This is a genomic window from Azotobacter salinestris, from assembly GCF_009363155.1.
Classification (GTDB): Bacteria; Pseudomonadota; Gammaproteobacteria; order Pseudomonadales; family Pseudomonadaceae; genus Azotobacter; species Azotobacter salinestris.
The window spans coordinates 1817720-1839488 of record NZ_CP045302.1; the positions used below are offsets into that span (position 1 = coordinate 1817720).

The 21769-nt window shown below is 65.9% G+C and carries 18 protein-coding genes; 8 read left to right on the forward strand and 10 right to left on the reverse strand.

Annotated elements, in window-relative coordinates; all coding sequences use genetic code 11:
- Window position 1 precedes the first annotated feature (1 nt).
- The 5 genes from carA to grpE form a co-directional block, all read right to left on the reverse strand.
- Window positions 2–1138, reverse strand: coding sequence for a glutamine-hydrolyzing carbamoyl-phosphate synthase small subunit (gene carA, locus GCU53_RS08605; protein ID WP_152387248.1), 1137 nt, complete (start codon window positions 1136–1138; stop codon window positions 2–4).
- A 187-nt stretch (window positions 1139–1325) separates the two neighbouring features.
- Window positions 1326–2129: a 4-hydroxy-tetrahydrodipicolinate reductase gene (gene dapB / locus GCU53_RS08610; protein ID WP_152387249.1), complete on the reverse strand. Its 804-nt coding sequence runs from the start codon at window positions 2127–2129 to the stop codon at window positions 1326–1328.
- Window positions 2130–2210: 81 nt separating this feature from the next.
- Window positions 2211–3338, reverse strand: a complete 1128-nt coding sequence (gene dnaJ / locus GCU53_RS08615; protein WP_152387250.1) for a molecular chaperone DnaJ — start codon at window positions 3336–3338, stop codon at window positions 2211–2213.
- Window positions 3339–3454: 116 nt separating this feature from the next.
- Window positions 3455–5383 (reverse strand): molecular chaperone DnaK, encoded by a 1929-nt coding sequence (gene dnaK, locus GCU53_RS08620; protein WP_152387251.1) that lies wholly within the window; start codon window positions 5381–5383, stop codon window positions 3455–3457.
- Between the two features lie 142 nt (window positions 5384–5525).
- Window positions 5526–6086, reverse strand: coding sequence for a nucleotide exchange factor GrpE (grpE, locus tag GCU53_RS08625; RefSeq protein WP_152387252.1), 561 nt, complete (start codon window positions 6084–6086; stop codon window positions 5526–5528).
- A gap of 187 nt (window positions 6087–6273) precedes the next feature.
- On the opposite strand from grpE, the gene recN reads away from it, so the two are divergent.
- Window positions 6274–7947 (forward strand): DNA repair protein RecN, encoded by a 1674-nt coding sequence (gene recN / locus GCU53_RS08630; RefSeq protein ID WP_152387253.1) that lies wholly within the window; start codon window positions 6274–6276, stop codon window positions 7945–7947.
- Between the two features lie 77 nt (window positions 7948–8024).
- Here recN and fur read toward each other — a convergent pair whose 3' ends face one another.
- Window positions 8025–8429: a ferric iron uptake transcriptional regulator gene (fur, locus tag GCU53_RS08635; protein WP_012702790.1), complete on the reverse strand. Its 405-nt coding sequence runs from the start codon at window positions 8427–8429 to the stop codon at window positions 8025–8027.
- 92 nt (window positions 8430–8521) lie between these two features.
- Between fur and GCU53_RS08640 the strand changes: the two genes are divergently transcribed.
- On the forward strand, window positions 8522–9037 hold the full coding sequence (locus GCU53_RS08640; RefSeq protein ID WP_152387254.1) for an outer membrane protein assembly factor BamE: 516 nt from the start codon (window positions 8522–8524) through the stop codon (window positions 9035–9037).
- A gap of 30 nt (window positions 9038–9067) precedes the next feature.
- Here GCU53_RS08640 and GCU53_RS08645 read toward each other — a convergent pair whose 3' ends face one another.
- Both GCU53_RS08645 and GCU53_RS08650 read right to left on the reverse strand, forming a co-directional pair.
- The gene (locus GCU53_RS08645) at window positions 9068–9391 is read right to left on the reverse strand and encodes an RnfH family protein (RefSeq protein WP_152387255.1); all 324 of its coding nucleotides are present in this window, start codon (window positions 9389–9391) and stop codon (window positions 9068–9070) included.
- Window positions 9384–9818 carry a type II toxin-antitoxin system RatA family toxin gene (locus GCU53_RS08650; RefSeq protein WP_152387256.1) on the reverse strand — a complete coding sequence of 145 codons (435 nt, stop codon included), beginning with the start codon at window positions 9816–9818 and terminating at the stop codon, window positions 9384–9386. The genes GCU53_RS08645 and GCU53_RS08650 overlap by 8 nt, the downstream gene beginning before the upstream one ends.
- A gap of 233 nt (window positions 9819–10051) precedes the next feature.
- Here GCU53_RS08650 and smpB point away from each other — a divergent pair, with 233 nt between their 5' ends.
- Entirely contained in the window at window positions 10052–10534 is a 483-nt protein-coding gene (gene smpB / locus GCU53_RS08655) for an SsrA-binding protein SmpB (protein WP_152387257.1), read from the forward strand.
- Window positions 10535–10572: 38 nt separating this feature from the next.
- Here the strand turns inward: smpB and GCU53_RS08660 are convergent, their stop codons facing one another.
- Entirely contained in the window at window positions 10573–11349 is a 777-nt protein-coding gene (locus GCU53_RS08660; RefSeq protein WP_152387258.1) for an FCD domain-containing protein, read from the reverse strand.
- Window positions 11350–11646: 297 nt separating this feature from the next.
- Here GCU53_RS08660 and GCU53_RS08665 point away from each other — a divergent pair, with 297 nt between their 5' ends.
- The 5 genes from GCU53_RS08665 to GCU53_RS08685 all read left to right on the forward strand — a co-directional run bounded on the left by GCU53_RS08665 (window position 11647) and on the right by GCU53_RS08685 (window position 19184).
- Window positions 11647–13344, forward strand: a complete 1698-nt coding sequence (locus GCU53_RS08665; RefSeq protein WP_152387259.1) for an L-lactate permease — start codon at window positions 11647–11649, stop codon at window positions 13342–13344.
- Window positions 13345–13430: 86 nt separating this feature from the next.
- On the forward strand, window positions 13431–14255 hold the full coding sequence (locus tag GCU53_RS08670; RefSeq protein WP_152387260.1) for a (Fe-S)-binding protein: 825 nt from the start codon (window positions 13431–13433) through the stop codon (window positions 14253–14255).
- The gene (locus GCU53_RS08675) at window positions 14252–15700 is read left to right on the forward strand and encodes a LutB/LldF family L-lactate oxidation iron-sulfur protein (protein ID WP_152387261.1); all 1449 of its coding nucleotides are present in this window, start codon (window positions 14252–14254) and stop codon (window positions 15698–15700) included. The genes GCU53_RS08670 and GCU53_RS08675 overlap by 4 nt, the downstream gene beginning before the upstream one ends.
- The gene (locus GCU53_RS08680; protein ID WP_152389829.1) at window positions 15700–16371 is read left to right on the forward strand and encodes a LutC/YkgG family protein; all 672 of its coding nucleotides are present in this window, start codon (window positions 15700–15702) and stop codon (window positions 16369–16371) included. Before GCU53_RS08675 ends, GCU53_RS08680 begins: the two co-directional genes overlap by 1 nt.
- Complete coding sequence (locus GCU53_RS08685) at window positions 16368–19184, forward strand: FAD-binding and (Fe-S)-binding domain-containing protein (protein WP_152387262.1); 2817 nt, start codon at window positions 16368–16370, stop codon at window positions 19182–19184. The genes GCU53_RS08680 and GCU53_RS08685 overlap by 4 nt, the downstream gene beginning before the upstream one ends.
- Before the next feature lie 39 nt (window positions 19185–19223).
- Here the strand turns inward: GCU53_RS08685 and GCU53_RS08690 are convergent, their stop codons facing one another.
- A complete protein-coding gene (locus tag GCU53_RS08690; protein WP_244307082.1) occupies window positions 19224–21743 on the reverse strand; it encodes an ATP-binding protein in 2520 nt (839 codons plus the stop codon).
- Window positions 21744–21769 lie beyond the last annotated feature (26 nt).

A 21769-nucleotide genomic window follows, 5' to 3' on the forward strand; every position in this document is an offset into this window, starting at 1 on the left:
CTCAGCGACGCTTGGCCATCTCGGCGATGAAGCGGTCGAACAGCGGCGCCACATCATGCGGGCCCGGGCTGGCTTCCGGGTGGCCCTGGAAGCTGAAGGCCGCCTTGTCGGTGCGCTCGATACCCTGCAGGGTGCCGTCGAACAGCGATTTATGGATCGCCCGCAGATTGGCCGGCAGCGTGCTCTCCTCCACGGCGAAGCCATGGTTCTGGCTGGTGATCATCACGGCGCCGGTGTCGAGGTCCTGTACCGGGTGGTTGGCGCCGTGATGGCCATGGCCCATCTTCACGGTCTTGGCCCCCGAGGCCAGGGCCAGCAACTGATGACCGAGGCAGATGCCGAATACCGGAATATCGGTCTCGAGGATTTCCTTGATCGCCTGGACCGCATAGTCGCACGGCTCGGGATCGCCCGGGCCGTTGGACAGGAACACACCGTCCGGATTCAGCGCCAACACCTCGCGGGCCGAGGTCTGTGCCGGCACCACGGTGAGGCGGCAACCGCGCGCCACCAGCATGCGCAGAATGTTCAGCTTGACGCCGAAGTCGTAGGCCACCACATGGTAGGGCAGCTTGCCGGCCGGAATTTCCGGGTGGTTGTCGGTCGCCAGCTCCCAGACGCTGGAGCGCCATTCGTAGGGCTCGGTGCAGCTGACCACCTTGGCCAGGTCCATGCCCTTGAGGCCGGGGAAGCTGCGCGCCAGTTCCAGGGCTCTTTCCTCGGTGGCGTCGTCACCCACCAGGATGCAGCCGCTCTGCGAGCCCTTCTCGCGCAGGATGCGGGTCAGGCGGCGGGTATCGATGTCGGCGATGGCCACGCAGCCGTTTTCTTTGAGGTAGTCCGGCAGCGACTGCTTGCTGCGCCAGTTGCTGGCCAGCAGCGGCAGATCGCGGATGATCAGGCCGGCCGCCCACACGCGATCGGATTCGGCATCTTCCGGCGTAGTGCCGGTGTTGCCGATGTGCGGATAGGTCAGGGTGACGATCTGCTGCGCATACGAAGGATCGGTGAGGATTTCCTGATAGCCGGTCATGGCAGTGTTGAACACCACCTCGCCGATGGTCTGTCCATCAGCGCCGATGGATTCGCCACGAAAGATGCTGCCATCAGCAAGGGCGAGAATGGCTGGCTTAGTCAAGAAGACCTCCGTAAATCAAGCCTGAAGGGCATACGCAGGTTGTAAAAAAGCGGAATGACGTGTAAACACATCATCCCGCTCTTTTTCAAATTGTCTGCGTGCTTTTAGTAGACACATTGGAATCCTAGGGTACAGGAAAAGGCTTTTCCGGTCCAGCAACCCACCATTCCACTCAGTCTTTTCAACGTCAACGCAGCGCGAGCACGTCCTGCATGTCGTACAGTGCCGGGCTGCGTTCCTCCAGCCAGAGCGCGGCGCGTACCGCTCCCTTGGCGAAGGTCATGCGGCTGGACGCCTTGTGGGTGATCTCGACCCGCTCCCCCTCAGCGGCGAACAGGACCGTGTGATCGCCGACGATATCGCCGGCACGCACCGTGGCGAAGCCGATGGTTTCCCGCGCCCGGGCCCCGGTCTGACCTTCGCGGCCGTATACCGCCACCTTCTGCAGGTCGCGCCCCAAGGCGCTGGCCACCACCTCTCCCATACGCAGGGCGGTGCCGGACGGTGCATCGACCTTGTGCCGATGATGGGCTTCGATGATTTCGATATCGACCTCGTCGCCCAAGACCCGCGCCGCAGTATCCAGCAACTTCAGACACAGGTTGACACCGACGCTGAAGTTGGCGGCAAAGACGATCGGAATCTCCCGGGCCGCCTCGCTCAGCAATTGCCGCTCGTCGGCCGAAAAGCCGGTGGTACCGATCACCATGGCCTTGCCGGCCTGGCGGCAGATTTCCAGGTTCTTCAGGGTCACGGTCGGATGGGTGAAATCGATCAGCACATCGAACTCGTCCAGCACCGCGGTCAGATCGCCCGACAAGGGCACGCCGATCCGCCCCAGACCGGCCAGCTCGCCAGCATCCCCCCCCACCAGGGTGCTGTCCGGCCGCCCGACGGCCGCCGCCAGGCAGGCTCCCGGGGCTTGCCGCACCGCCTCGATCAAGGCCTTGCCCATGCGCCCGGCGGCGCCCATCACTGCAATACGTCGCATAACATCAGCCTCAAGCTACAAGCCCAAACCTGCAGGCCGGCGGCAGCCTCATCGAATTTGCCGCCAGCCCGCAGCCAGGAGTTACAAATCGTCGAAAAAGCGCTTCACGCCCTCGAACCAGCCGCTGGCCCTGGGCGAATGGCTGCTGTTGCCCTGCAAACTGCCGCGGAACTCCTCGAGCAGTTCGCGCTGGCGCTTGCTCAGATTGACCGGCGTTTCCACCACCACCCGGCACATCAGGTCGCCAGCCGCGCCGCCGCGTACCGGCGCCACCCCCTTGCCGCGCAGACGGAACAGCTTGCTGGTCTGGGTGCCCTCCGGGATCTTCAGCTTGACCCGGCCATCAAGGGTCGGCACCTCCAACTCGCCGCCGAGCGCCGCATCGGCGAAGCTGATCGGCACCTCACAGTACAGGTGCTTGCCGTCGCGCTGGAAGATCGGGTGTTCGCGGACACTGACCACCACATAGAGATCGCCGGGCGGTCCGCCCAGGGTACCGGCCTCGCCCTCGCCGGCCAGACGGATGCGATCGCCGCTGTCGACCCCGGCCGGCACCTTCACCGACAGAGTCTTGTGCTCCTCCACACGCCCCTGGCCATGACAGTCCGGACAGGGATCGGCAATCATCTTGCCGCTGCCGTGGCAGCGCGGGCAGGTCTGCTGCACCGAGAAGAAGCCCTGCTGCATGCGCACCTGACCGATGCCGCCGCAGGTCGTACAGGTGACCGGCGTGGTGCCCTTCTTCGCACCGCTGCCATCGCAGGTCTTGCAGTGCACCAGGGTCGGCACGCGGATGGTCACCGTGGTGCCGCGGACCGCCTCCTCCAGGTTGAGCTCAAGGGTGTAGCGCAGATCGCTGCCGCGCTGCGGCCCGCCACGGGCACCGCCGCGTCCGCCCCCGAAGAAATCGCTGAACACGTCACCGAAGATATCGGAGAAGTTGGCTCCACCGGCACCGAAACCGGCGCCTCCCCCCATGCTCTGATCGACCCCGGCATGACCGTACTGGTCGTAGGCCATCCGCTTGCCTGAATCGGAGAGCACCTCGTAGGCCTCGTTGACCTCCTTGAACTTCTCCTCGGCCGACTTGTTGTCGGGATTGCGATCAGGGTGGTACTTCATCGCCAGACGGCGGTAAGCCTTCTTCAGCTCCGCTTCGTCAGCCCCCCGCTCGACCCCCAGCACCTCGTAATAGTCACGCTTCGCCATAAATCTCATGAACTCCGGATTCGTCTGCCCCAGACACGCCGACGCGGGAGCAAGCCCCCGCGTGGCGGTTCAGGCCCCCCGCAGGCGACGGGCCGGGACGAAAGCAAGCGTGCTGCTTACTTGTTGCCCTTGCTGTCCTTGACCTCTTCGAACTCGGCGTCCACCACGTCGTCCGCCGAGGCCTTGGCCTTCTCGCCGCCTTGGGCAGCCGCCTCGCCGGACTCGGCCTGCTCGGCATACATCTTCTGCGCCAGCGGAGTGGTGGCCTGGGACAGAGCGTTCATCTGGGACTCGATCCGGGACTTGTCGTCGCCCTTGAGCGCCGCCTCCAGATCAGCGATCGCTTTTTCGATGCCAACCTTCTCGTCCGCGCCGACCTTGTCACCTGCCTCGGAGATCATCTTGCGGGTGGCATGTACCAGCTGATCGCCCTGGTTACGCGCGGAAACCAGCTCCTCGAACTTGCGGTCTTCCTCGGCATTGGCCTCGGCGTCACGCACCATCTGCTGGATCTCATCCTCGGACAGGCCGGAGTTGGCCTTGATCACGATGGACTGATGCTTGCCGGTGGCCTTGTCCTTGGCGGACACGTGCAGGATACCGTTGGCGTCGATGTCGAAGGTGACCTCGATCTGTGGCACGCCGCGCGGTGCCGGCGGAATGTCGGCCAGGTCGAAACGGCCCAGCGACTTGTTCTGCGCGGCCTGCTTGCGCTCGCCCTGCAGCACGTGAATGGTCACGGCGCTCTGGTTGTCATCCGCGGTGGAGAACACCTGCGACTTCTTGGTCGGAATGGTGGTGTTCTTCTCGATCAGCGGCGTCATCACGCCACCCAGGGTCTCGATGCCCAGGGTCAGCGGAGACACGTCGAGCAGCAGCACGTCCTTCACGTCACCGGCCAGCACCGCACCCTGGATGGCGGCGCCCATGGCCACGGCCTCGTCCGGGTTGACGTCCTTGCGCGGCTCCTTGCCGAAGAACTCGGCAACCTTCTGCTGCACCAGCGGCATGCGGGTCTGACCGCCGACCAGGATCACCTCGTCGATCTTGCTCACGTCAATGCCGGCGTCCTTCAGGGCAATGCGGCACGGCTCGATGGTGCGCTGCACCAACTCCTCGACCAGGGATTCCAGCTTGGCACGGGTCACCTTGACGTTGAGGTGCTTCGGACCGGTCTGATCGGCGGTGATGTACGGCAGGTTGACGTCGGTCTGCTGGCTGGAGGACAGCTCGATCTTGGCCTTCTCAGCGGCCTCCTTCAGGCGCTGCATGGCCAGCGGGTCGCCCTTGAGGTCGATGCCGCTCTCCTTCTTGAATTCGTCGACGAGGTAGTCGATCAGGCGGATGTCGAAGTCCTCACCACCCAGGAAGGTGTCGCCGTTGGTGGCCAGCACCTCGAACTGGTGCTCGCCGTCGACCTCGGCGATTTCGATCACCGACACGTCGAAGGTACCGCCGCCCAAGTCATAGACGATGATGGTGTGATCGCCCTTGGCCTTGTCCATGCCGTAGGCCAGCGCTGCGGCAGTCGGCTCGTTGATGATGCGCTTGACGTCCAGACCGGCGATGCGGCCGGCGTCCTTGGTGGCCTGACGCTGGCTGTCGTTGAAGTAGGCCGGCACGGTGATCACCGCCTCGGTGACCGGCTCGCCGAGATAGTCCTCGGCGGTCTTCTTCATCTTCTTCAGCACTTCGGCGCTGATCTGCGGCGGAGCCATCTTCTGGCCCTTCACTTCGACCCAGGCATCACCGTTGTCGGCCTTGACGATCTTGTACGGGACCAGCTTGATGTCCTTCTGCACCACATCTTCTTCGAAGCGGCGGCCGATCAGGCGCTTGACCGCATACAGGGTGTTCTGCGGGTTGGTCACCGCCTGGCGCTTGGCCGACTGACCGACCAGGGTTTCGCCGTCATTGCTGTAGGCGATGATCGACGGTGTGGTGCGCGCACCTTCCGCGTTTTCGATGACCTTGGCCGTCCCGTTCTCCAGCACAGCCACGCAGGAGTTGGTGGTGCCCAGGTCGATACCGATGATTTTTCCCATGTTCATTCTCCGAAACTTGATTCAACAGGCCACCGAAAGGCCCCTGCGCTAATCGTTCCACTGGCTCGCCGCCGTGCCGCAAAGGCCAGGCGCGAAAACCGATAAATACATGCCCCTACAGATGGGGGCGGGCTGCCCCATTTCAAGCCTGCTCGTCGTTCGAAGGCACCGGCGCCTTGCTGACCACCACCATCGCCGGACGCAGCAGGCGACCGCTGAGCAGATAGCCCTTCTGGAACACCTTGAGCACACTGCCTGGCTCGGCGCTGTCGCTTTCCTCCATGGCCATCGCCTGATGGTGCTCGGGATTGAAGGGCTCACCGTGTGGATCGAGCTGCTCGAGCTGATAGCGCTTGAGAACGTCATGGAACATCTTCAGGGTCAGCTCCATGCCTTCACGCATCGGTCGAATCGACTCGTCGGACGGATCGGACAGCTCGATACCGCGCTCGAGACTGTCGACCACCCCCAGCAGATCCTGGGCAAAACGCTCGAGAGCGAACTTGTGTGCCTTCTCCACATCCTGCTCGGCACGCCGACGCACGTTCTGCAGCTCCGCCGCGGCGCGCAAGGCCTGATCCTGGGCAGCAGCCAGCTGCTCTTCCAGCGCCTGCACGCGAGCAACCAGGTCCTCGCCGGCAGGGACACCCTCGGCGGCCGGCGTCTCCGGTGCCTGGTTATCGAGGTTCTGTTCGTCAGCCATGCATCTCTCCTTTCAAACAAAAAGCAGCCACGGGCGCGGCTCGTGTTTCTGCCGCCCTATATGGGGATGCAATCCGGCGCTTCAAGAGGCCTTGTGCAGTCCATCCGCATTTCGCGCACGGGCATGTTGTCGGCACAAAACCGACTACTGTATATATGCACAGAAAACGCATCCCGGGAGCCTTGCCATGCTGGTGCACCTGTCGATCCACAACTACGCCATCGTCGAACACCTGGACCTCGAACTGGACGCGGGCATGACCGTCATCACCGGCGAGACCGGCGCCGGCAAGTCGATCATGCTCGATGCCCTCGGCCTGGCCCTGGGCGATCGGGCCGACAGCGGCGCCGTGCGGCCCGGTGCGGACAAGGCTGACATCCTCGCCAGTTTCGATCTGACGACGATCCCCGAAGCACAGACCTGGCTCGCAGAGCGAGACCTAGAGCGCGGAAGCCCGTGCATCCTGCGCCGGGTGATCACCGCCGAAGGCCGCTCGCGCGCCTATATCAACGGCACACCCTGCCCGCAGGGCGACCTCAGGGCACTCGGCGAACTGCTGATCGACGTCCATAGCCAGCACGAACACCAGTCCCTGCTGAAGAACGACATTCAGAGGCGCCTGCTCGACGAATACGCCGGCGCCAGCGACCTCGCCCGCCAGGTACGACTGGCCGCACAGCGCTGGCGACAGACCCGCCAGGAGCTGGAAAGACTGAGCAGCGCCGGCGACGAGCAGCGCGCCCGCCAGCAACTGCTCAGCTACCAGTTGGAGGAGTTGGAGAACCTCGCCCTCGGCGACCATGAGCTGGAAGAGCTGGAGCAGGAACACAAGGCCCAGACCAATGCAGAGCATCTGCTCGGCAGCTGCCGCCAGGTCATCGACCTGTGCAGCGAGAACGATGCCGGCAACGTGCTCTCCGCCCTGACCGCCAGCCTGCAGCGCCTGACCGGCCTACAGGCCCAACCCGGCCCGCTCGGCGAGGCGATCAACCTGCTGGCCAGCGCGCAGATCCAGGTCGAGGAGGCCGTCGGCGAGCTGAACCGCTTTCTCGATCACTTCGACATCGACCCGCAGCGCCAGCAACGCATCGAGGAGCGTCTCGATGCCATCTACAGCCTGGCACGCAAGCACCGCATCCAGCCGTACGAGCTGATCCCCCTGCAGCAACGGCTGCTGGATGAGCTGTCCGGATTGAACGCGGACGACGAAACCCTCGAGCGACTCGCACAGGAGCTGGCAGCCTACGAACGGCATTATCAGGAAAAGGCCGTGGAGCTCGGCGAGCTTCGACGGCAGGCGGCTACCCGCCTGGGCATGGCCGTCGAGCAGCAGATGCAGCGCCTGGGCATGCCTGGCGGGCGCTTTGCCATCGAGCTATCCCCATCCACCTCGAGCGAGCCTCATCCCCACGGACTCGAGCAGGCCGAATTCCTGGTCAGCGCCAACCCCGGCCAACCCTTGAAACCCCTGGCCAGGGTCGCCTCGGGCGGCGAGCTGTCGCGCATCAGCCTGGCGATCCAGGTGATCACCGCCCAGACTTCGCGCACGCCGACCCTGGTCTTCGACGAGGTCGACGTCGGCATCGGCGGCCCGACCGCCGAAGTGGTCGGCCAGCTCCTGCGCCAGCTCGGCGAGCTCGGCCAGGTGCTGACCGTCACCCACCTGCCCCAGGTGGCCGCCCAGGGCCATCGCCACCTCTTCGTGCACAAGGCGCGCGGAGTCGACGAAACCCGCACGGCAGTCACCCTTCTCGAGGGCGATCCTCGCATCGAAGAGCTGGCCCGCATGCTGGGCGGGCTCGAGCTGACCGAGGAGTCCCTGGCCCACGCACGCCGCATGATCGGCAGCGCCCAGGCCTGAGCAACACTGCCTGCCGGCCGATGCAAAAAAGGCGACCAACCGGTCGCCTTTCCACTGATGAAAGAGGCTGTCCGACCTCAGGATTTCTTGCGCACGTAGAGCACCAGGTTGTGGTCGACCAGCTCGAAGCCGTGTCGCTTGACGATTTCCCGCTGCAGCTTTTCGATATCCGGATCGTAGAACTCGATCACCTCGCCGGAATCCACGCACACCATGTGGTCGTGGTGACCGCTGTCGGCCAGCTCGAACACCGCATGTCCGCCATCGAAATTATGGCGCACCACCAGCCCAGCCGCCTCGAACTGGGTCAGCACCCGATAGACCGTCGCCAGCCCCACGTCTTCTCCGGCCTCCATCAACGCCTTGTAGACATCCTCCGCACTCATGTGGCGATGCCCGGCGGAATCGAGCATCTGCAGGATCTTGACGCGCGGCAGGGTAACTTTCAGACCGGCTTTACGCAGTTCGTTATTTTCAACCATGGTCGGCTTTCTTGCTGCTGCTTCGCAGCCTCCTTCAATGCGGGTATTATCAGGGATTCGTTGCCCCAGCAGATAGCGGAACTCTCCCAGCAATGCAAAACACCAAGCTCATGCTGACCAGTCTACCCCTCGTGGGCCTGCTCGCTCTTGCCGGCTGCACGATTCCCGGGGTGTACAAAATCGACATTCAGCAGGGCAATGTCGTGACGCAGGACATGATAGACCAGTTGCGCCCCGGAATGACCCGCCGGCAAGTCCGGTTTGTCATGGGAAGCCCGCTGATCACCGATACCTTCCATCCGAATCGCTGGGATTATCTGTACAGCATCAAACCCGGCGGCGGCCAGCGGCTGCAGGAGCGGGTCAGCCTGGTGTTCGACAGCAACGACCTGCTGGTCGGCCTGGCCGGCGACTTCCTCCCCGGCGTCACACGCGAAGAAGAGATCATGGGAGGCAGTGGCGGCACTGTCATCAGAAGGGCGCCGAGCGGGGAGGGCGAAAAGCCGATCAAGCCCGGCTCCCTGCTCGAGGAGATCCAGCGCGAAGTGGACGAGGCGGAAAGCGAACCCGTACCGACGCCGGAACCCTTGGACCCCAGCCCGCAATAGGCCGACCGGTCCGCAGGCCTCCAGAAGCCCCTACTCTGGCGCTCCCTCGTCCGCCTTGACCCTGGCGGCCTTGGCAGCCCGCAGCTTGCGCACCTCCTTGGGATCGGCGATCAGCGGACGATAGACTTCCACCCGCTCGCCCTCCTCCAGCACACGCTCCTCCGGCCTGGGCACCACCTTGCCGAAGACTCCCAGAGGACTGTTCGCCAGGTCCAGGCCGGGAAACTCCCGGTCGAGCCCGGAGCGCAAGGCCGCTTCGCGCACCGTGGTACCACGCGGCACGCTCAGGCAGACGAGTCTCTGCCGATCCGCCAGGGCATAAACCACTTCCACGGCGATGCTCTGCCTATCCATACAGTTGCTTGGCCCGTTCGCAGAAGGCATCCACCAGGGTATTGGCCGCCTGGTTGAACAGCGGCCCGAGGGTCGCCTTGACCAGTGGCCCGGAGTAGTCGAAGGTCAGATCAAGGCTGATCTTGCAGGCTTTCTCGCCGAGCGCCTTGAACTCCCAGAGACCATGCAGATGGGTGAAGGGCCCCTCCTCCAGATTCATCTCGATGCTCCGCCCCGGCTGCAGGGCGTTGCGGGTGAGAAAGCGCTGACTCAAGCCCCCCTTGGCCACTTCCAGCCTGGCGCGCATATGCGTCTCGCTGACCTCCAGCACCTCGGTGGCGCTGCACCAGGGGAGAAAATCCGGATAGTGCGCCACGTCGTTGACCAGGTCATAAAGGACACGCGCCGGAAAAGGCAGCAGTGCCGAGCGGTGTATGCGCGTCGCCATTCAATGCACTCTCGGTTACTTCGTCAATTCGCCGGCAAACACGGCAGCACGCCTGGCACCTGCAGCCCCTGCGAGGAGATGCCAGAAGCTCAGACAAGGGCACAGCCGGCGGACCCCAGGTACGCCCCGGCCGCAGCCGCATGCAGCAGCGATTGGGCATTGTCCGAAATTAACCGCCCCCCCTCAAGCTCGGTGTCGCCAGCCCGCCCGCAACTGCCTATAATGCGCGCCCTATGGCTAAGCAAAAGAAACACCCTCAGGGCAACATCGCGCAAAACAAGAAGGCGCTGCACGACTATTTCATCGAGCAGAAGTTCGAGGCCGGCCTGGCCTTGTCCGGCTGGGAAGTGAAGAGCCTGCGTGCCGGCAAGGCACAGCTGGTCGACAGCTACGTACTGCTGAAGGATGGCGAGGCCTGGCTGATGGGCAGCCACATCACACCCCTGACGACGGCCAGCACCCACGTGATCGCCGACCCCACCCGCACACGCAAACTGCTGCTGCACAAGCGCGAGCTCGGCAAGCTGTTCGGCGCCGTCCAGCAGAAGGGCTACGCCTGCGTCGCCCTCTCGCTGTACTGGAAGAAGCATCTGATCAAGTGCGAGATCGCCCTGGCCAAGGGCAAGAAGGAGTACGACAAGCGCGACACCGAGAAGGCGCGCGACTCAGACCGGGAAATCCAGCGCGCCATACGCAGCAAGGGCAAGGAAGATTGAACCACGGGGCGACGCCACCCTGGCGCCGCCCCGCCCCGTCAGCCCTCGGCCAACCCTTGGCGTCGCCGCGCCCGCGCCTCGCGCTGCGCCTCCTGCCGCACCTCGGCCAGCACCTCCTGCACATAATGAATGTGCCGACTGGATACCACTCGCGCCTCTTCGGCCCGCCCGCCGACGATCGCCTCGTACAGCTCGCGATGCTGCTGCATCAGCATGTCGCGGGTCTCTCCGCGCTGGGCATACATGCCGCCGATATTGGTCACTACGTTGCGCTGAAGCAGATCGAACAGCCCCTTGATGGTATGCAGCAGCACGGCATTGTGGCTGGCCTCGGCGATCGCCAGATGAAAGTGCGCATCGGCCAGGCCCTCCTCGGTGCTGCCACCGGGCACCGAGGCTTCGTAGCAGCGCTGCAGCCGTTGGAAGGCGGCACGCAGGCGCTCGTGATCCAGGGGCGTGGCGCGCTGCGCCGCATAAAAGGCGCAGGCGCCCTCCAGTGTATGCCGGAACTCCAGCAGGTCGCGCTGCGCCTCGGTGCTGCTTTCCAGCAACTGCACCAGCGGGTCGCTGAAGGTCGAACCCAGCGCCTCGGCCACATAGGTGCCGCCTCCCTGGCGGCTGACCAGCAGGCCACGTGCCGCCAGCCGCTGAATCGCCTCGCGCAGCGAGGGGCGCGACACGCCGAACTGCTCGGCCAGCACACGCTCCGCCGGCAGGCGCTCGCCCGCCTTGAGCGAGCCTTCGAGAATCATTGCCTCCAGACGCTCGACGATGTCATCCGACAGACGACGCTGCCGAACCGGACCGAATCCCATTCCTTCCTCTCCAGTGGTTTGACCGCTCAAGCTCCTGCCGGAGCACGCAGCCGGCAAGCCTAACGCCTGGACGGAAAGCCTCACAAGCCATAGTCGAGCGACTAAAGTCAAAGCAGGGGCGATTGACAGACGTCAATTTCAACTTTTACCCTGAGCCTCGCCATTTGTAAATTGGTATTACCAATTTAGGCCAACAAATCCAATAACCGGCCACGAGGTCCAGCCATGCCTGCTCCGCTTGCCTGCCATCCCCTGTCCACCTGCCCGCGCGTCGCGCCCTGATCCGAGGTACAGCCCATGCAACCCGGAATCCTCGCGCTTCTCGCCTTTTCCCCGATCCTGCTCGCTGCCGCCCTGCTGGTCGGCCTGCGCTGGCCGGCCAAGCGCGCCATGCCGCTGGTCTACCTGCTCACCGCCGGCATCGGCCTGTACGTCTGGGACATGAGCCTCAACCGCGTGCTCGCCTCCACCCTGCAGGGTCTGGTCATCACCATCGGCGTGCTGTGGATCATCTTCGGCGCCATCCTGCTGCTCAACACCCTCAAGCACTCCGGCGCCATCGCCGTGATCCGCGCCGGCTTCACCACCATCAGCCCCGACCGGCGCATCCAAGCGATCATCATCGCCTGGCTGTTCGGCTGCTTCATCGAAGGCGCCTCCGGCTTCGGCACCCCGGCGGCCATCGCCGCCCCGCTGCTGGTGGCCATCGGCTTTCCGGCGCTGGCCGCGGTGCTGATGGGCATGCTGGTACAGAGCACCCCGGTGTCCTTCGGTGCGGTCGGCACGCCGATCATCATCGGCGTCAACAGCGGCCTGGACAGCGCCAGCCTGGGCGCCCGCCTGAGCGCCGAAGGCTCCAGCTGGGAGGTGTTCCTGCAACTGATCACCAGCAACGTGGCGATCATCCACGCCATCGTCGGCACTCTGATGCCGCTGATCATGGTGCTGATGCTGACCCGCTTCTTCGGCAAGGAGAAGAGTTGGAAGGCCGGCTTCGAGGTGCTGCCGTTCGCCATTTTCGGCGGCCTGGCCTTCACCCTGCCCTACGTCGCCACCGGCGTGTTCCTCGGTCCGGAGTTCCCCTCGCTGGCCGGCGGGCTGATTGGTCTGGCCATTGTCACCAGCGCCGCGCACTACGGCTTCCTGGTACCGAAGAAGACCTGGGACTTCGCCGACGCCAAGGACTGGCCGAACGAATGGCTGGGCAGCGTGGAGATGAAGCTCGATGCGCTCACCCAGCGGCCGATGAGCACCCTGCGCGCCTGGCTGCCCTATGTGCTGGTCGGCCTGCTGCTGGTGATCAGCCGGGTGTTCCCGGAAGTCGGCAGCGCCCTGAAATCGGTGATCGTGGTGTTCCCCGACCTGCTCGGCGAAACCGGGATCAAGGCCGACTTCATGCCGCTGTACCTGCCGGGCGGCATCCTGGTCGCCGTGGTCATCGCCACCTTCTTCCTGCATGGCATGAAGACCCGCGAACTGGCAGCGGCAGTTGGCGAATCGAGCAAGGTGCTGCTCGGCGCCGGCTTCGTCCTGCTGTTCACCGTGCCGATGGTGCGCATCCTGATCAACTCCGGCGTCAATACCGGCGGGCTGCCGAGCATGCCGATCGCCATGGCGCAATGGGTGGCCGACAGCGTCGGCAGCATCTATCCGCTGCTGGCGCCGAGCATAGGCGCCCTGGGCGCCTTCATCGCCGGCTCCAACACGGTGAGCAACATGATGCTCAGCCAGTTCCAGTTCGGCGTCGCCGAGAACCTCGGCATCTCCGGCGCGCTGATCGTCGCCGCGCAGGCCATCGGTGCCGCTGCCGGCAACATGGTGGCGATCCACAACGTGGTCGCCGCCTCCGCCACCGTCGGCCTGCTCGGACGCGAAGGCAGCACCCTGCGCAAGACCGTGTGGCCGACCTTCTACTACGTGCTGTTCACCGGCCTGATCGCCCTGCTCGCGATCTATGTCCTCGGTGTCAGCGATCCGCTGGTGAACGCCCGCTGACGGCCGCTGCCGACCGTGCGAAACCCGCCTCGTGCGGGTTTCGCCGATGCCGTGACAACCAGGCCAATGGATGATCGGAGATCCCGATGAGCGAACTCTTCTACAATGCCGCGCCCAACGCCACCCGCGTGGCGCCGCCCCTGCCCGAACCGCGCCAGTACCCGGCGCAGAAACCGGGCAACGCCTACCTGTTCGGCACCTGCGTGCTCGACCTGTTCTTCCCCGAGGCCGGCCTCGACGCCATCCGCCTGCTCGAGCGCGAAGGCATCCAGGTGCACTTCCCGCAGGAACAGAGCTGCTGCGGCCAGCCGGCCTACACCTCGGGCTACACCGACGAGGCGCGGGAGGTCGCCCGCGCCCAGCTGGCGCTGTTTGCCGAGGACTGGCCGCTGGTCGTGCCGTCCGGCTCCTGCGCCGGGATGATCCGCCATCACTATTGCGAGCTGTTCAAGGACGAGCCGGCCACCCTGCGCCAGGTGCAGGCCCTGGCCGCACGGACCTTCGAGCTGGCCGAGTTCCTCCTGCACATCTGCAAGGTCGAGTTCAAGGACCGGGGCCAGCCGACCCGCATCGCCCTGCACACCTCCTGCTCGGCGCGCCGCGAGATGAACACCCACCTGCACGGCCGTGCCCTGCTCGCCCAACTGGAGCGGGTCGAGCGCGTCGAGCACGACCACGAGGGCGAGTGCTGCGGCTTCGGCGGCACCTTCAGCGTGCGCATGCCTGACATCTCCGGCGCCATGGTCGCCGACAAGACCCGCGCTCTGCAGGACTCCGGCGCCGCCGAGGTGGTCAGCGCCGACGGCGGCTGCCTGCTCAACATCAACGGCGCGCTGGAGAAGCAGCACGCGCCGCTGCGCGGCCAGCACCTGGCCAGCTTCCTCTGGAAACGCACCGGAGGCGCCCGATGAACAGCCAGGCCCGCATCCCGGCGGTGGAGCTCTCCAGCCGCGACCTCAAGCACAACGCCCACAATGCCCTCGGCGACGCCCAGTTGCGCGGCAACATGCGCAAGGCCATGGATTCGCTGATGGCCAAGCGCCTGGCCTCGATGCCGGACGAGTATGAGCGCGAGCACCTGCGCGAGATGGGCAACCACGTGCGCGCCCGCGCCCTGTCCAGGCTGCCGGAACTGCTCGAGCGGCTGGAAGCCAACCTGACCCGCAACGGCGTGAAGGTGCACTGGGCGGAAACCACCGAGGAGGCCAATCGCATCGTGCTGGAGATCGCCGAGCGCCATCAGGCCAAACAGGTGATCAAGGGCAAGTCGATGGTCAGCGAAGAAATGGAAATGAACCATTTCCTCGAACGCCACGGCATCGAGGCCCTGGAATCCGACATGGGCGAGTACATCATCCAGCTCGACCACGAGAAGCCCACCCACATCATCATGCCGGCGATCCACAAGAACGCCCGGCAGGTCGCCGACCTGTTCCACGACCGGCTCGGCGAACCCTATACCGAAGACGTCGATGCGCTGATCCAGACCGGTCGGCGTGTGCTGCGCAAGAAGTTCCTCGAGGCCGACATCGGCGTCTCCGGGGTCAACTTCGCGGTGGCCGAGACCGGCACCCTGCTGCTGGTGGAGAACGAGGGCAACGGCCGCATGTCGACCACGGTGCCGCCGGTGCACATCGCCGTCACCGGCATCGAGAAGGTGGTGGAGAACCTGCGCGATGTGGTGCCGCTGCTCTCCCTGCTGACCCGCTCGGCGCTCGGCCAGGGCATCACCACCTACGTCAACATGATCTCCGGGCCGCGCAAGGCCGACGAGCTGGACGGCCCGCAGGAAGTCCACCTGGTGCTGCTCGACAACGGCCGCAGCCAGGCCTTCGCCGACGGCGAGCTGCGCCAGACCCTCAACTGCATCCGCTGCGGCGCCTGCATGAACCACTGCCCGGTGTACACCCGGATCGGCGGCCAGGCCTACGGCACCGTCTATCCCGGGCCGATCGGCAAGATTATCTCGCCGCACCTGATGGGCCTCGAGAACACCCCCGACCACCCCAGCGCCTCCTCGCTGTGCGGCGCCTGCGGCGAAGTCTGCCCGGTGAAGATCCCGATCCCCTCGCTCTTGCGCCGCCTGCGCGAGGAGAACGTCAAAGCCCCGGACGACCCGCACAAGGTCATGCGCGGCCAGGGCAGCAAGTACTCGCCGCGCGAACGCCTGTTGTGGAAGGGCTGGCGCCTGCTCAACCGCTCGCCATGGCTGTATCGCGTCTTCGGCTTTTTCGCCACCCGCCTGCGCGGCCTGACGCCAAGCAACCTCGGCCCCTGGACGCAGAACCACAGCGCACCGAAACCGGCCGCCCGCTCGCTGCACGAGCTGGCCCGCGAGCACCTGGAGGGCAAATGATGTCGGCCAAAGCCAATATCCTCGCCAAGCTGAGAAAGAGCCTCGAAGGCACCGCACCGGTGGCCGACGACTACGACGTGGACCTGGTGACCCGGCCCTGGAGCTACCCGGCCGCCGAGCGCATCTCGCGCCTGCGCCAACTGATGGAAGCGGTGCACACCGAAACCCACCTGACCACCGCGGCCGACTGGCCGGCGCTGCTGGAAAAGCTGCTGGCCGACAAGCAACTCCCCAGCCTGCTGATTGCCCCGAGCACCGCCCACGGCGCGCAGCTCGCCGCACACTTCGCCGGACGCGAGGGCCTGCCGCGGCTCAAGGCCTACGACCGGCCGGTCGAGGAATGGAAGGCCGAGCTGTTCGACGACACCCCGGCCAGCCTGACCGGCACCCTCGGCGCCATCGCCGCCACCGGCAGCCTGATCCTCTGGCCGACCCGCGAGGAGCCGCGGCTGATGAGCCTGGTGCCGCCGGTGCATTTCGCCCTGCTCAAGGCCAGCGAGGTCTACGACAACTTCCACGAGGTGCAGCAGAAGCAGCGCTGGGCCGCCGGCATGCCGACCAACGCCCTGCTGGTGTCCGGCCCGTCGAAGACCGCCGACATCGAGCAGGTGCTGGCCTACGGTGCCCACGGCCCCAAGGATCTGGTCGTGTTGATCCTGGAGGATGCATGAGTCTGCCCGCTTCCTTTATGAGCGCCGTCGAACGCCTGATTCCCCGCGAGCGGCGCTTCGACGATCCGCTGTCGACGCTGGCCTTCGGCACCGACGCCAGCTTCTACCGGCTGATTCCCAAGCTGGTGCTGCGCGTCGAGACCGAGGCCGAAGTGGTCAAGCTGCTGCGCCTGGCCTCTACCTCCCGCGTGCCGGTGACCTTCCGCGCCGCCGGCACCAGCCTCTCCGGCCAGTCGGTGACCGACTCGGTGCTGATCGTCCTCGGCGAGCAGTGGAACGGCCGCGACATCCGCAACGGCGGCGCGCAGATCCGCCTGCAGCCCGGCGTCATCGGCGCCCACGCCAACGCCGTGCTGGCTCCGCTGGGACGCAAGATCGGCCCGGACCCGGCGTCGATCAACGCGGCGAAGATCGGCGGCATCGTCGCCAACAACTCCAGCGGCATGTGCTGCGGCACCGCGCAGAACAGCTACCACACCCTCGCCGCCCTGCGTCTGGTGCTGGCCGATGGTACCGTGCTGGACACCGAGGACCCGCTCAGCGTGGCGAGCTTCCAGGCCAGCCACGGCGAGCTGCTCGAGCAGCTCGCCGAACTGGGCCGGCAGACCCGCGCCGACGAGACGCTGGCGGCGAAGATCCGCCACAAGTACCGGCTGAAGAACACCACCGGCCTGTCGCTCAACGCCCTGGTCGACTACGACCAGCCGCTGGACATCCTCACCCACCTGATGGTCGGCTCCGAGGGCACCCTGGGCTTCATCAGCGCGGTGACCTACCACACGGTGCCCGAGCACCCGCACAAGGCCAGCGCGCTGATCGTCTTCCCCGACGTGGAGACCTGCTGCAACGCCGTGCCGGTGCTCAAGCAGCAGCCGGTCTCGGCGGTGGAACTGCTCGACCGGCGCAGCCTGCGCTCGGTGCAGGACAAGCCGGGCATGCCGGAGTGGGTCAAGGCACTTTCCGCCGGTGCCTGCGCCCTGCTGATCGAAACCCGCGCCTCCGGCCTCTCGCTGCTGGAGGAGCAGATCGAGCGGATCACGGCGTCCATCGCCGGCTTCCCGGTGGAGAAGCAGGTCGACTTCAGCAGCGACCCGGCCGTCTACAACCAGCTGTGGAAGATCCGCAAGGACACCTTCCCGGCGGTCGGCGCGGTGCGCCAGACCGGCACCACGGTGATCATCGAGGACGTCACCTTCCCGATCGAACGCCTGGCCGAAGGCGTTAACCGGCTGATCCAGCTGCTGGAGAAGCACCGCTACGACGAGGCGATCCTGTTCGGCCACGCCCTGGAGGGCAACCTGCACTTCGTCTTCACCCAGGGCTTCGACGAGCCGGCCCAGGTCGCCCGCTACGAGGCCTTCATGCAGGAGGTCGCGCAGCTGGTGGCGGTGGAGTTCGGCGGCTCGCTGAAGGCCGAGCATGGCACCGGGCGCAACATGGCGCCCTTCGTCGAGCTGGAATGGGGCCAGGATGCCTACCAGCTGATGTGGAGAATCAAGCGCCTGCTCGATCCCCAGGGCATCCTCAACCCCGACGTGGTGCTCTCGGAAGATCCCGAGATCCACCTGAAGAACCTCAAGCCGCTGCCGGCCGCCGACGAGATCGTCGACAAGTGTATCGAGTGCGGCTTCTGCGAGCCGGTCTGCCCGTCCCGCGGCCTGACCCTGACGCCGCGCCAGCGCATCGTCATGTGGCGCGACATCCAGGCCAGACGGCGCAACGGCACGGCCAGCGACACTCTGGAGAAGGCCTACCGCTACCAGGGCATCGACACCTGCGCGGCCACCGGCCTGTGCGCCCAGCGCTGCCCGGTGGGGATCAACACCGGCGACCTGGTGCGCAAGCTGCGCGGTCTGGACGCCGGCCGCAACGGCACCGCCGACTGGCTGGCAGAACACTTCGCCGCTGCCGTGCGCGCCTCTCGCCTGGTGCTGGTCGCCGCCGACGGCGCGCGCCGCCTGCTCGGCGCGCCGCGCCTGGCGAAGTTCAGCAGCGCCCTGTCCCGAATCAGCGGCGGGCACCTGCCGCAGTGGACGCCGGCCATGCCGCAACCGGTGCGACTGAAGCGGCCTGCCGCAGCGCAGCCCGACGAGCGGCCACGGGTGGTCTACCTCGCCGCCTGCGTATCGCGCGCCATGGGGCCGGCCGGCGACGACAAGGAGCAGGTGCCGCTGATCGACAAGACCCGTGCCCTGCTGGAGAAGGCCGGCTACCAGGTAGTCTTCCCGGAAGGGCTGGACAAGCTCTGCTGCGGCCAGCCGTTCGCCTCCAAGGGCTATGCCGGACAGGCCGAGCGCAAGCGCCGGGAAACCCTCGACGCCCTGCTCGAGGCCAGTCGCGGCGGGCTCGATCCGATCTACTGCGACACCAGCCCCTGCACCCTGCGCCTGGTCAAGGAGCAGCCCGATCCGCGCCTGCAGATCTTCGATCCGGTGAGATTCATCCGCACCTTCCTGCTCGAGCGGCTGGACTTCGAGCCGCAGGAGGCGCCGGTCGCCGTGCACGTCACCTGCAGCACCCAGCACCTGGGCGAAGCCGAGGCGCTGATCGACATCGCCCGGCGCTGCGCCAGGGAAGTGGTGGTTCCGGAGGGCATCCACTGCTGCGGTTTCGCCGGCGACAAGGGCTTCACCACCCCCGAGCTGAACGCCAACGCCCTGCGCAGCCTGAAGGACGCAGTGCAGTACTGCGAGGAGGGCATCTCCACCAGCCGCACCTGCGAGATCGGCCTCAGCCGGTACAGCGGGCTGGACTACCACGGACTGGTCTACCTGGTCGACCGGGTCAGCCGCGCCAAGGGCCGCCCGGCCTGATCCCTTCGGGGCAGGGACGCCCCACCCGTCAGTCACGCTTCAGGAATCGTCCTCGACCCACTCGACCTGTCCGGCCGACGGGCCGTTGCCGAATGCCGCCTGCTGCTCCTCGGGCGAGGCCGCTCCCGGCAGATCGATCCAGAAACAGCAGCCCTGGCCGAGCTCGCTGTGAAAGCCGAGGCTGCCGTTCATCATGCCGGCCAGCTCATAACACAGCACCAGACCGATGCCGGAGCCGGGAATGTTCGAGCTTTCCCGCCCCAGGCGCTGGAAGGGCTGGAACAGCTGCTTCTGCTGGTCGGCATCGAGCCCCGGCCCTGTGTCCTTGACCCAGAGACGCACGCAGTCCGGACGTACCTCGTGGCCGAGCGTGACGGTGCCCTGCGGGCGGTTGTACTTGATCGCATTGGACAAAAGGTTCAGCAGGATCTGCCGCAGGCGACGGGAGTCGGCCTGCACGTAGAGGGGCAGGCGCCCGGACACGAGCGTCAACTGCAGTCGAAGGTCGCGGGCCTGCGGCTGAACCAGCTCCACACAGCTGGCCAGCATGGCCCCCACCTCGACCGGCCGGATCTGCAGATGCTGACGGCGCCCCTCGAGCGTGGAGAGGTCGAGAATGTCATCCACCAGTGCGGTGAGATGCCGGCTGGCCTTGACGATTTCCCGCGCATACTCGCCAACCGGCTGCGTCTCGGACTTGCCCTCCACTTCCAGCTCGATCAGTTGGGCGAAGCCCTGCACCGCATTGAGCGGGGTACGCAGCTCGTGGCTCATGCTGGACAGGAAGCGGCTCTTCGCCCGGCTGGCGTCCTGGGCTTCCAGGGTGGCGCGACGCAGATCCTCCTCCACCGCCTTCAGCCGAGAGATATCCACATGGGTGCCCGCCGAGTGCAGCACCCGGCCATTGGCATCCCATTCCAGGGCCTGGCCGCGGGACAACAGCCAGACGTACTGGCCGGCACGGTCGATACAGCGGTACTCCACCTCGTAGACGCCGTCGGCGCCGCTGAAGAAGCTCTCGCGCCGCAGCTTGAGACGCTCCATGTCGTCCGGATGGACGAGCCGGTTGAATTCCTCGATGGTCACGCATTCGGAGTCCAGGGCGAAACGCCGGGCGAAGCGGCTGCTCACCCGGATCAGGCTCTTTTCCGCGACGATTTCCCAAAGACTCTCGGTGGTGTTCTCCATCACCACCTCCAGCAGGCGCTGGGCCCTGGAGCGCTCGGCCTCGCTGGCCTGCAATTGGCGGTCGCTGCTGCGTACCGCATCGGCCATCGCATTCAGCTCCTCGATCCGGCTGGCCCGCAGCGGCGAGAGCTGCACGGTTCCCGGCTGCCACTCGCTCTGGCCCAGATGCCGAAGCATGTCGACGATACCGCTGATCGGCAGCTCCAGCTCGCGGCTCAGACGCCGCAAGCGTCGCCACCAGAGCATCAGTAACAGCACATGGAACAGCAGCAGACCGGCGATCAGCAGATAACCCATCTTCTGGTAGTGGGCAGCCAGGGCACGGGTCGGCTGGAGAATCCGGTCCTTGTCCGCGACCAGCAGCAGACGCCAGCCGGTCTGGGAAATCCCCTGCCAGGCCAGCAGATGCTCGCGGCCATCGAACACCGCCGTCTGCACCTCCCCTTCGGCTCCGACCGCCGGCAGCAGATGTTTCACCTCGCGCAGATACCGCGGCGCATTGACAATGGAGTCGCCCGGGCTCCTGTGCTGACCCGGCAAGAGCATGACGTTGCCGCCCGCGTCGATCAGCACGGCATGGCCCTGCCAGGGCACGCCCAGCTCGCCGATGTCGGCGAGCAGGCGCTCGAGATCGATCTCCAGGCCGACCACCCCCTCCAGGAAATCGCCGTGGTAGACCGGGGCGAGCGTCGACATGCGCCAGCGCCCGTTCGCGTCGGGATAGGGATCGGTCCACACCGGCTCGCGCCCCGGGTTGTGGGCCTGGTCGGCCCGGGAATAGAAGCCGTACGCGGGAGACGGCCTGCCGGCAAGATCCCGCTGCAGTACGTCGAAGAACGGATAACTGCGGATATAGCCGTCCCAACTGCGGAAATGGACGGCAACCACCAGGGGGCCGGCCTCCTCGATCGAACGCATCAGGAAGTCGAGGTGCGATAGACGCAGGGCCTTGGCATGATCCTGCCGTTCCGGTGGCGTGTCCTTCACATAGAAGGAGACGGCGCGGCCATCGCCGCTGCGGCTGTAGAACAGTCCGTCCGGACCGACCACGTGCCTGGCCCGCTCCACGGCATCCGGCCGGAAGCTCCGCTCCTGCAGGGCATGGGCGACGGCACCGCGGAAAATCCGAGTCTGCTTCTCTATACTTTGCAGATCCCAGCCGATGATCTCTGCCTCGCGCCGCACGGTACCAGCCAGGCTCTGCTGCGCCCGCTCCTCGAGATGTGCGAGCTGCGCATCGCGCATCGCCGCGTTGCTCAGTAAATAGGCTCCGATCAGCACGAGTTCCACCAGGAACAACGGAATCAGGGCGCACTGCATGAAGACGCGCCAGATCCACTGGCGCAGGGAATATCGCATTGCCCGGGGCATAGAAGGTCTCGTCACCCAGTGACGTC